Origin of the sequence: Aliicoccus persicus (assembly GCF_900110815.1) — a bacterium.
Classification (GTDB): Bacteria; Bacillota; Bacilli; order Staphylococcales; family Salinicoccaceae; genus Aliicoccus; species Aliicoccus persicus.
In genome coordinates, this window is the sequence record NZ_FOIT01000004.1 from 146046 (window position 1) to 155948 (window position 9903).

Below are 9903 nucleotides of genomic sequence, written 5' to 3' on the forward strand. Positions count from 1 at the left end.
TAAACTAAATTTCAGCGTATCGGTTAGTAATAACCTCTTTCATATTGCTCAGGTATAAATGAGCGTGCACTTTTATCGATTGCCTGTTCTTGGTTTAATACCCAATGTGGGTCACGAAGTAACGCACGGCCAATTGCCGCTAAGTCACTAGCACCCGATGAAACAGCATATTCTGCGGTACTCACATCATCTAAAATACCGACAGCGATGACAGGCACATCACACGCCTCTTTTACTGCACGGGCAAAGTTTAGCATGTATCCAGGGTATGCACCAGTGAATCTAGATTTTGAAGGCGTGCCTTCACCACCGGCAGATACATGTAACATGTCGACGCCAGCTTCGACGTAACGCTTACACATATCAATACCGTAATCTAAGTCATATCCACCCTCTGCAAATTCATATACAGAAGTTCTAAACAGCAGTGGCATGTCATCAGGCATGACTGATTTGACAGCTTCTACTACTTCAACACCAAATAAGCTGCGGTCTTGACCATACTTATCGTCACGGTTATTGATGCTTGGTGACTGGAACTGGTGAATTAAATAACCATGTGCACCGTGAATTTCTATTGTATCAAATCCAGCAGCAACTGCACGAGCGGCAGTATCTTTATATTTCTGTACCATCGCTTCTGTTTCTTCGGTCGTTAAGGCATGTGGCGTCTTGTATCTTTCGCTATGTGCGATATCAGATGCCGACACAGGTGTTTTGGCGTCTGTCGCTTTACGACCTGCATGTGCAATCTGAATACCGATCTTCGCACCATGTTGATGTACAGCATCTACTATTCTCTTAAGTGCAGCTTGCTGTTTATCATTCCATAAGCCAAGACAATTGTCCGTAATACGACCGTCCGGCTCGATGTTCGTCATTTCAACGATGACTAAACCAACACCACCGATAGCACGCGATGTGTAATGAACGAAATGCCAATCGTTCGCAATGCCATCCTCTGCACTATATTGACACATCGGTGCCATCACGACGCGATTTCTTAATGATAAGTTTTTAAATTGATACGGCTGAAATAAAGTATTCATAAATTAAATCCCTTCAGTTATTTACCAGTTTTGTTAAATTCTATTATACGAGATTTGATTTCGTCACGCACACTGCGGAATGTCTCCATGATCTCTTCCTCTGTGCCTGTCGCTTGTGCTGGGTCAGGAAATCCCCAATGATCACGATCGATATGCGGTGGAATGTACGGACAATTATCACGCGCGTCTCCACATAATGTGACAACTAAATCAGCTTTGTGTAAAATATCCGTTTGAATGAGTGAAGATTCTTGATTGGAGATATCGATACCATCCTCTTCCATAACAGCAACTGCACGTGGATTTAATCCGTGTGCCTCAATACCCGCAGAATGCACTTCATAGCCTTCAAGTAGTACTCTCCCATATGCTTCAGCGATCTGACTGCGACAAGAGTTACCAGTACATAAGAAATATATTGTTTTCATAGAGAATCTCCTAATATAAAATTAATAACCAAATCCATAATCCAAACAATGTAACAAATAATACTGGTATCGTAATTATGATACCGACTTTAAAATAATAACCCCAACTAATATGCACACCATATTGTTTTAAAACGTGAAGCCATAAAAGTGTCGCAAGCGAACCAATCGGTGTGATCTTAGGTCCAAGGTCAGAACCGATGACATTCGCATACACCAAACTCGTTTGAATCAATCCCGTTGCACTTGATTCAGCAATGGATAGCGCGTTGACCATAACCGTTGGCATGTTATTCATAAGAGACGATAAAAGAGCAGCCAAAAACCCCATACCCATCGTACTTGCAAATAGACCATGCTCAGAAAAACTGGCAATCAATTGGCCTAAATAATTTGTAAGACCTGCGTTTTGTAATCCAAAAACGACAACATACATACCGAGTGAAAATGCGACGATGTCCCAAGGCGCACCTTTGATTACTTGTTTAATCGGAACAGCTTCGCTACGTCTTGATAATATTAGCAAGACAATTGCAACACCAGCAGTGATGAATGATACAGGAATTTCAAGTGGTTCACTGATGAAATATCCAATCAGCAAGATGATTAATGCGTACCAAGATACATTAAATAGAAATGGATCTTTTATCGCGTGGTTCGGTTGTTTTAAATGGCTGAGTAAATAATTGTCTGGCAAGTCTTTTCTAAAGTACAGATAAAGTACGACGAGACTAGCGATAATTGAGAACATGTTTGGAACAATCATGTGCATGGCATATTCTATAAATCCGATATTGAAGAAATCGGCAGAAACGATGTTGACCAAGTTGCTGACGATGAGCGGTAGGGAAGCAGAATCTGCGATAAATCCACAGGCCATGATGAATGGTAACACCATTGCTTCTTTGAAATTTAAATGCCGGACCATTGCTATTACGATTGGCGTGAGTATGAGTGCCGCACCGTCATTTGCAAATAATGCTGAGATTGCTGCGCCGAGTAAAATGATAAGAACGAATAACAATAATCCGTTGCCGCGTGCAATGTTCGCAATGTGGAGCGCTGCCCATTCGAAAAATCCGATCTTATCGAGGACGAGTGAGATCATGATTAGAGCGACGAAAGTAAACGTCGCGTTCCAGACGATACCCCATACGGTCCATACATCTTGCAGTGAGACGATGCCAATTGTGAGTGCGATGAGTGCACCGGCGACAGCAGTGACACCGATGTTTAATCCGCGCGGTTGCCAAATGACGAAAGTGAGCGTAACAATAAATATGAGAACGGCGAGTGAAATGAATAAAGGTGTCTCTTGAATGATGTTTAACATTTGCACGCCTTATTGCCGCAATCGAAATCAACTTCATCGAGTAATCCATCATATGTGTTTAAAATGTAAGAGATGATGGGGTAGTGTTCATGACTTTTATTGGCGGATATATAAGTGAAGTAACCACGTTTTTCTTCAATGATCAAATCAATTTCTTTTAGTTTTTTTAAGTGTTGGCTAATTGCCGGTTGGCTCATATTGAAACATTCGGTTAAATCATTTTGACAGCATTCATGATTACTTAAAATGAACATCATCTGTAAGCGAGATGGATCAGAAATTACTTTTAGGTAATGAGTGAGAGAATCAATCATAGTATTGTTCACGCCTTTCGTATAAGTGTTTGCTTATATGAATTTATCATAGATTTGGTGAAGCGTCTATATGCAGATTAGATTAATTTTAATCGGGTATCTGATATACTCGAGAGAGAAATAAAAGGGGGACTTTTATTATGAAAAGCACAACAGAGTGGCTCGGCGAAGCAAAATTTGAAGCTGTCGGAACTCGTACAGATAACAAAGTCTTGATGGAAGGTCCAGAGAGTCTTGGTGGAACTGGAGAAGGCCAGTCACCGATGGAAATGCTATTACATGGCGTTGCGGGATGCATGTCGATCGATATTAAACACATCTTACGCCATAAATTCGATGATGTTAAAAAGCTTGTTGTAGAAGTAGAAGGGGAACGTCAAGAAGATTATCCACAGAAATTCGTGAAATTAGATATCAATGTTAAAGTGGACGGCGACGTACCGGGTAAAGATGTATTGCGCGCTGCAGAGCTATCGCGAGATAAATATTGTTCAGCAGTAAACAGCTTAAGTGCAGAAGCAGAAGTCCACGCGTATTTGAATGGGACAAAACTATAGAAATTTTGTTTGATAATTGCCAAACTCAGTGAAAATGTGCTGAGTTTGGTTTTTTAGGATGAATTCATTTATGCGTTAATCAATCTGCGAGTCCGTGAGCGAGTCTCATTGACATGTAAATCCATTTGCGTGTCAGTGAGCAAGTTTCATTGGAACGCAAATCAATCTGCGTGTCTATGAGCAAGTTTCTTTGGAACGCAGATCAATCTGTGTGTCAGTGAGCAAGTTTCATTGGAACGCAAATCAATCTACGAGTCAGTGAGCAAGTTTCATAGGAACGCAAATCAATCTGCGAGTCCGTGAGCGCATCTCATAGTCTGTCAAATCCATCTGCATGCCCGTGAGCGCATCTCATAGTCCGTCAAATCCATTTGCATGCCCATGAGCGCATCTCATAGTCCGTCAAATCCATCTGCGTGCCCTTAATACCAAAAAGAGACGAACCTAGTCCGTCTCTCTTTACTCGTCCTCATCATTCGAATCATCGTCTTCATCTTCATCATCATCACTCGAATTCAAACTGTCGATATAATCCTGATCTTGCTCGTATAGTTCGGTAGACTCAAAAGGTCCGTTGAAATATATAATTGCCGTTACATTATCTTGCCAGTCGTAGTTCATGAGTATGGTTCTATCGTCTCCCGCACGGTTGCTATAGTCCATTCTAAAATTGATGACGTCATCTTCAATCGGCCATCCAAATGTATTAACGGCTTCGACTTTCGTCATGTCATCTACCGGAACGATAAATCCATTGATTCTCAGTTCGGATGGATCACTATTTTCTACGGATTCTGGGAAATTGAAACCGATATGTTCGTAATCATAATATACACCATCAATACCAAACTCTTCACTCAATGGTTCCCCAAAGCGCGCAACCATCTGTTCGTATGATGAATGTAGTGTAATACCACGGTATTCGTATGTTCCGCTGAAGAATGAACCTGCAAAGTTGGCAGCAGAGACATCAATTTCTTCAACTTCAACCTCCTCAACGTCTGTAAAATCTCCGTCAGATGTCGGCTCGTTTTCTGATCGTTCAAAAGTAATGTAGTCTGGACGTGATGGTGAGCAACCAACGAGCAGTATTACAACGAACAATAGTATGAGGTGTCTCATGAGGTACCTCCAATCATATATTGATATGTAGTTATCGATGGAAAAGTTTAAGAAATCATCTATAATTATTATATGAAAAATATGACCTTTAATCTAGTGAGGCCCATTAAATGTTGGAAATTAATCAGCTCTATATGCAACTTCCAAATATGTCAATCAAGCTTGAAAATGCAGTACTTAAGCCGGGTTTACATGTCATCATCGGACCGAATGGTGCGGGTAAGACGACATTATTACATGGCATAATTGGCTATGGTCAGCAGATAAAAAACCGTGGCATTTTGTACAACAAACGAAAACTAAATGACACATCTGACGTCATCAGCTTTATGCCGCAGGAGAACCCGAGGTTCGGCATACATGTTGATGAATATTTGCGTTTAACTGGAAACTCCAATGATGCCAGTCAAAGTATCGCACGATTCTCTCTTGAAGAATTCTTAGACCAGCCAATTACGACGCTCAGTGGTGGGGAGTTTAAGCGTGTGCTTTGTGCGCAAGTACATCACGAGAACAAACCGGTGATTCTTGCAGATGAAATTGAAGCGCACTTGGATATTAATCAGAAGTACTTGGTAATGGATTGGTTAAAGGAAGAGGCGAAAACGAAAATAGTCATCGCGAGCATTCATGATTTGAGCCTCGCAATGACTTATGCAGATTCGGTCACACTGATGCATGACGGTAATTTTATTGAACTGACTCAAGATAAAAACAAGCTATCTGAAGATAAACTATCATATGCATTTAACACATCATTAAAGATAAGGGATGTCGATGGTCGCTTGATGGTTATACGTAGATAGCGCCGAGCGCGCCTGAAAATTCACCTTGCTCCACGATGTACGTATTCGCACCGAGCATCTGACCATAGCGGTGACTAATTTCATGCATGACATCATTGTTTGTTAACGTTGAACCGATGAGGACAATATTTTTCATATCACGTGTTGCACCAATTGTAAGTCCGATTGTCATGACAGTTTCGGCAATCAGTCCAGCGACTGCCTGAACTTTATCGGCATCTGTAATGTTGCTCGTATCGTTTAGCACGTATGCAAAATTACTCGCCGTCAAATCTCCGGGAATGGGTGGCTCTTCATCACCGTAAATATGTTTTACTTTAAGATCGACATGATCTCTGTTTCCCTCAGCAGATAAACGGACGAGTGTATCGAAATCACTTTCTCCGACGAGGAGTTGTGACAACCCAATAAATGTTCCGCCACCAACGCCAGATCCACCGATACGTTTCTGCGCATCGTCTTCAGCAACATGGATGCTCGTACCTGTCCCAACATTCAAATAAACGAATCGATCTATATTGATATCTGCTTCTTTAAGGATGCGCTTTAATCCAGTAAAAGTCGCATCAAACTCTTCGAGAGTTTTTACGTTACCAGTTAGTTCAGCCGCAAACAGTGCAGACTTACCACCCGTTACAAAGTAGTTCGCATCGGGATAATCTCTATTTAATTCTTCAATGAGTTTTCTATATTCCTCTGAATTTCTTTTATAAAACACACGACCTGATGGTGCATCGAGGACGATTTTCGTCAAAGTACCACCGGCATCTATACCTATGTTCATTTCAAAGCACCTACTTTTTTTGTATTATCATATCACGAATTAAAATTTGTAAACACTAACGTTTCATATTTATGGAAGTATGGTATAAATATAGAATGAAATAAAAACGACCGGCGAAGGAGATGTAGTAATGGAACAAATTACGTTGAGACCTTATGAGCAAAGTGACAGAGAGGCTTTAAAAAAATTTAAACTGTCAGAAGCCCAGAGCGAGTTCACAAGCTTGCCGCTAGAAGTGCTAGACTCAGCAATTGATGATGAATTTAGATTTCCAGTCGTTGCACTAAATGAAAATGAAGATATTGTAGGTTTTTTCCAGTTACATAAACACTACCAACATAAAGGTTATGCAACGCCGCATAACGTGATATATATACGCTCACTATCAGTGAATGAATCATTTCAAGGACGCGGTTACGGCACGATGATCGCAATGAAGCTGCCATCATATGTTCAAGAAAATTTCGATGATTTAGAGCATTTTTATCTTGTTGTGGATGGTGATAATGAAGCGGCTTGGAGTTTATACGAACGCTCTGGCTTCATCAACGTTGCGATTAAAGAACATGGTCCCATCGGGGAAGAACGTCTGTACTATTTAGATTTAAATCAGAAATATGTACACAACATTAAACTCAAACAATATAAAGACCACGAGGGCGTTAAAGCGAATATCATCCTCGATCAGAAGGAAACCGTCGGTTACATCTCTGGGTTTATTGAAGGTACAGAATTCTACTTGAAACACGTGATCGTTGATGAGGAAGAACAAGGTAAAGGATATGGAACGAGTGCAATGAGACAGCTGCCTGCATTGCTTCGTCGAATCGATAATAACATCGAAGTCATAATCGTTGACGACTCTTTGGAAAAAGTGGATACTACTCTTTTGAAACGTGTCGGCTATACAAAGTTCAATGAAGATTCATTGAAATATAAAAAATACATCAAATAATGTGTTGCATGTGAAGTTGATACAAGTTAAACTATCTTAAGAATTTGTGTACGAAAGGAAAGAGTACTGTGAGAATAGATTCATATACGAAACAAATGATGGATGAGAGCTCATTCATTGATATGTCATACATTTACTTACAAGACGTGGGTAAGGATACAGACCTTTACAATATTATCGATAAGTTTAAAGAAATCGGTGGTTACGACGATGACGAAATTGAAAAACGTGTACTTCAGTTCTACACAGATTTAAACACAGATGGTCGATTTTTATCGACTGATGATGGTGTATGGGGTCTGCGTGACTGGTATTCAGTGAGCGAAATTTCTGAGAAAATCGCACCGACGATCCATAAATATGATGCTGCCATTGATGATGAAGAAGTTGAAGTGGAAGAAGATGAAGACTTCCTCGGTAAAGAAGACGATGATGAGTTGGATTCAGATGTTGATACGGACACGGATATTGATGATGATGACGATGTAGAAACTGAGATCGAATACGATGATACGGATGACTTAGAAGACAATTATGATGACGATGATGATGATGTATAAAACGATTTAGGATTATAATTTATGTTGACAAAATTCGCCCACATGGTAGAATTCTACTTGGGCTCCCAAAAATTTTGGGATTGTTAACTGCTCCTTTTCACCTGTCGTGAAAGGGAGCTTTTTTTAATTAATTTTACTGGAGGACATATATGACAAAGTTTATTTTTGTTACCGGAGGCGTTGTTTCGTCACTAGGTAAAGGTATTACAGCTGCATCACTTGGACGCCTTTTAAAAGATAGAGGCTATAAAGTGACAATACAAAAATTTGATCCATATTTGAATGTTGACCCGGGTACGATGAGCCCGTACCAACACGGTGAAGTTTTCGTTACAGAAGATGGCGCGGAAACGGACTTGGATTTAGGTCACTACGAACGTTTTATCGATATTAATTTAAATAAATACTCGAACGTAACTGCGGGTAGGGTGTACTCAGAAGTATTGAAAAAAGAACGTCGTGGAGATTATTTAGGTGGTACTGTGCAAGTGATTCCCCACATCACGAATGAAATCAAATCACGCCTAATTAAAGCCGGAGAAGCTACAGATGCAGACATCGTCATTACTGAAATCGGTGGTACGATTGGTGACATCGAGTCGCTGCCGTTTATCGAATCAATTCGTCAAATTAAGAGCGATCTCGGTCGCGATAATGTAATGTACATTCACTGTACGCTACTCCCATACATAAAAGCGGCGGGTGAGATGAAGACGAAACCGACACAGCACAGTGTTAAAGAATTGCGTGGCTTAGGTATCCAGCCGGATATGATCGTCGTTCGTACAGAGTTTGAAATGGGTCAGGAATTAAAAGATAAAATTGCATTGTTCTGTGACATCCGTGAGCAAAACGTGATTGAGGCACGTGATGAAGAGACGATTTACAACATCGTCATTCGCTTGCAGGAACAAAATGCAGATACACTTGTACTTGAGAAGTTAGGTTTAAGCACAGAACGCGTGGCTGAATTAACAGAGTGGAAATCATTGCTCGGTAATTTACAACATATCGATAAGACCGTGCGCGTAGCGTTAGTCGGTAAATATGTGTCGCTTCAAGATGCTTATTTGTCCGTTGCAGAGTCATTACGACATGCAGGATACAGCCGTCAAGCAGAAGTAGAAATTGATTGGATTAATTCAGAAGATGTAAATGCGGAAAATGTTGGAGAATTGTTGAACGGTGTGGATGCCGTGTTAGTACCAGGCGGATTTGGTGAGCGCGGTGTTGAAGGTAAGATTATCGCGACACAGTACGCGCGAGAAAATAATATCCCGTTCTTAGGCATTTGTTTAGGTATGCAACTTGCGTCAGTTGAGATTGCTAGAAATGTTGTTGGACTTTCAGATGCACACTCTAGCGAGTTAGCACCAGAAACAGAACATAAAATCATCGACTTGATGCCAGATCAAAAAGACGTGATCGATCTAGGTGGAACACTGCGTTTAGGGAACTATCCATGTGTGATTGCACCAGGCACGAAAGCCGCAGCATTATATGGCGTAGAAGAAGTAGATGAGCGCCATCGTCATCGCTACGAGTTCAATAATGCATACCGTGAAGACTTAGAAAAAGCGGGCGTAGTGTTTAGTGGAACATCACCAGACGGACGCTTAGTAGAGATGATCGAATTAGCAGATCACCCATACTTTGTGGCAGTGCAGTTCCATCCAGAATTCAAATCGAGACCAACACGCTCACATCCATTGTTCCAAGGATTGATTGATGCGGGGTTAGGGAAGTAGTTTATATAAAAGTATAAAGAGCAGGCTTGGTATCTTCTGGTTGTGAATGAAGGAGCCAAGCCTGTTTTTTTTGTGGTTTGTAGTTTGAAGTGTGCCTCTGTTTGATGTTTTTGTCTATTTACGTGCCAATGAGACTAGCTCACGGACTTGACTCTTGCAAATGGATTTGACGGACTATGAGAGTAGCTCACAGGCTTGCAAATAAATTTGACGGACTATGAGATGCGCTCACGGACTTGCAAATGGA

General features: G+C 40.8%; 11 protein-coding genes. 5 read left to right on the forward strand and 6 right to left on the reverse strand.

Features of this window, described 5'->3' with window-relative positions; translation table 11 throughout:
* Window positions 1–23 precede the first annotated feature (23 nt).
* From BMW30_RS07485 to BMW30_RS07500, 4 genes are read right to left on the reverse strand one after another with little or no spacing between them, the layout of a single operon-like run.
* Window positions 24–1049 (reverse strand): NADH:flavin oxidoreductase/NADH oxidase, encoded by a 1026-nt coding sequence (locus BMW30_RS07485; RefSeq protein ID WP_091475396.1) that lies wholly within the window; start codon window positions 1047–1049, stop codon window positions 24–26.
* Window positions 1050–1066: 17 nt separating this feature from the next.
* A complete protein-coding gene (gene arsC / locus BMW30_RS07490; protein ID WP_091475398.1) occupies window positions 1067–1477 on the reverse strand; it encodes an arsenate reductase (thioredoxin) in 411 nt (136 codons plus the stop codon).
* Window positions 1478–1487: 10 nt separating this feature from the next.
* Window positions 1488–2810: an arsenic transporter gene (locus tag BMW30_RS07495; protein ID WP_091475400.1), complete on the reverse strand. Its 1323-nt coding sequence runs from the start codon at window positions 2808–2810 to the stop codon at window positions 1488–1490.
* Window positions 2804–3124: an ArsR/SmtB family transcription factor gene (locus BMW30_RS07500; protein WP_091475402.1), complete on the reverse strand. Its 321-nt coding sequence runs from the start codon at window positions 3122–3124 to the stop codon at window positions 2804–2806. Before BMW30_RS07500 ends, BMW30_RS07495 begins: the two co-directional genes overlap by 7 nt.
* Before the next feature lie 140 nt (window positions 3125–3264).
* Between BMW30_RS07500 and BMW30_RS07505 the strand changes: the two genes are divergently transcribed.
* Window positions 3265–3681, forward strand: a complete 417-nt coding sequence (locus BMW30_RS07505) for an OsmC family protein (RefSeq protein ID WP_091475403.1) — start codon at window positions 3265–3267, stop codon at window positions 3679–3681.
* Between the two features lie 459 nt (window positions 3682–4140).
* Here BMW30_RS07505 and BMW30_RS07510 read toward each other — a convergent pair whose 3' ends face one another.
* Entirely contained in the window at window positions 4141–4803 is a 663-nt protein-coding gene (locus BMW30_RS07510) for a hypothetical protein (RefSeq protein WP_091475406.1), read from the reverse strand.
* Between the two features lie 110 nt (window positions 4804–4913).
* Here BMW30_RS07510 and BMW30_RS07515 point away from each other — a divergent pair, with 110 nt between their 5' ends.
* Window positions 4914–5609 carry an ATP-binding cassette domain-containing protein gene (locus BMW30_RS07515; RefSeq protein ID WP_091475408.1) on the forward strand — a complete coding sequence of 232 codons (696 nt, stop codon included), beginning with the start codon at window positions 4914–4916 and terminating at the stop codon, window positions 5607–5609.
* On the opposite strand, the gene coaW is transcribed toward BMW30_RS07515, so the two are convergent.
* Window positions 5596–6393 carry a type II pantothenate kinase gene (gene coaW, locus BMW30_RS07520; protein ID WP_091475410.1) on the reverse strand — a complete coding sequence of 266 codons (798 nt, stop codon included), beginning with the start codon at window positions 6391–6393 and terminating at the stop codon, window positions 5596–5598. The genes BMW30_RS07515 and coaW overlap by 14 nt on opposite strands.
* Window positions 6394–6523: 130 nt before the next feature.
* Between coaW and BMW30_RS07525 the strand changes: the two genes are divergently transcribed.
* The 3 genes from BMW30_RS07525 to BMW30_RS07535 all read left to right on the forward strand — a co-directional run bounded on the left by BMW30_RS07525 (window position 6524) and on the right by BMW30_RS07535 (window position 9656).
* A complete protein-coding gene (locus BMW30_RS07525) occupies window positions 6524–7348 on the forward strand; it encodes a GNAT family N-acetyltransferase (protein ID WP_091475411.1) in 825 nt (274 codons plus the stop codon).
* 68 nt (window positions 7349–7416) lie between these two features.
* Entirely contained in the window at window positions 7417–7908 is a 492-nt protein-coding gene (gene rpoE / locus BMW30_RS07530) for a DNA-directed RNA polymerase subunit delta (protein ID WP_091475413.1), read from the forward strand.
* Window positions 7909–8057: 149 nt separating this feature from the next.
* Window positions 8058–9656, forward strand: a complete 1599-nt coding sequence (locus tag BMW30_RS07535; protein WP_091475414.1) for a CTP synthase — start codon at window positions 8058–8060, stop codon at window positions 9654–9656.
* Window positions 9657–9903: the final 247 nt, after the last annotated feature.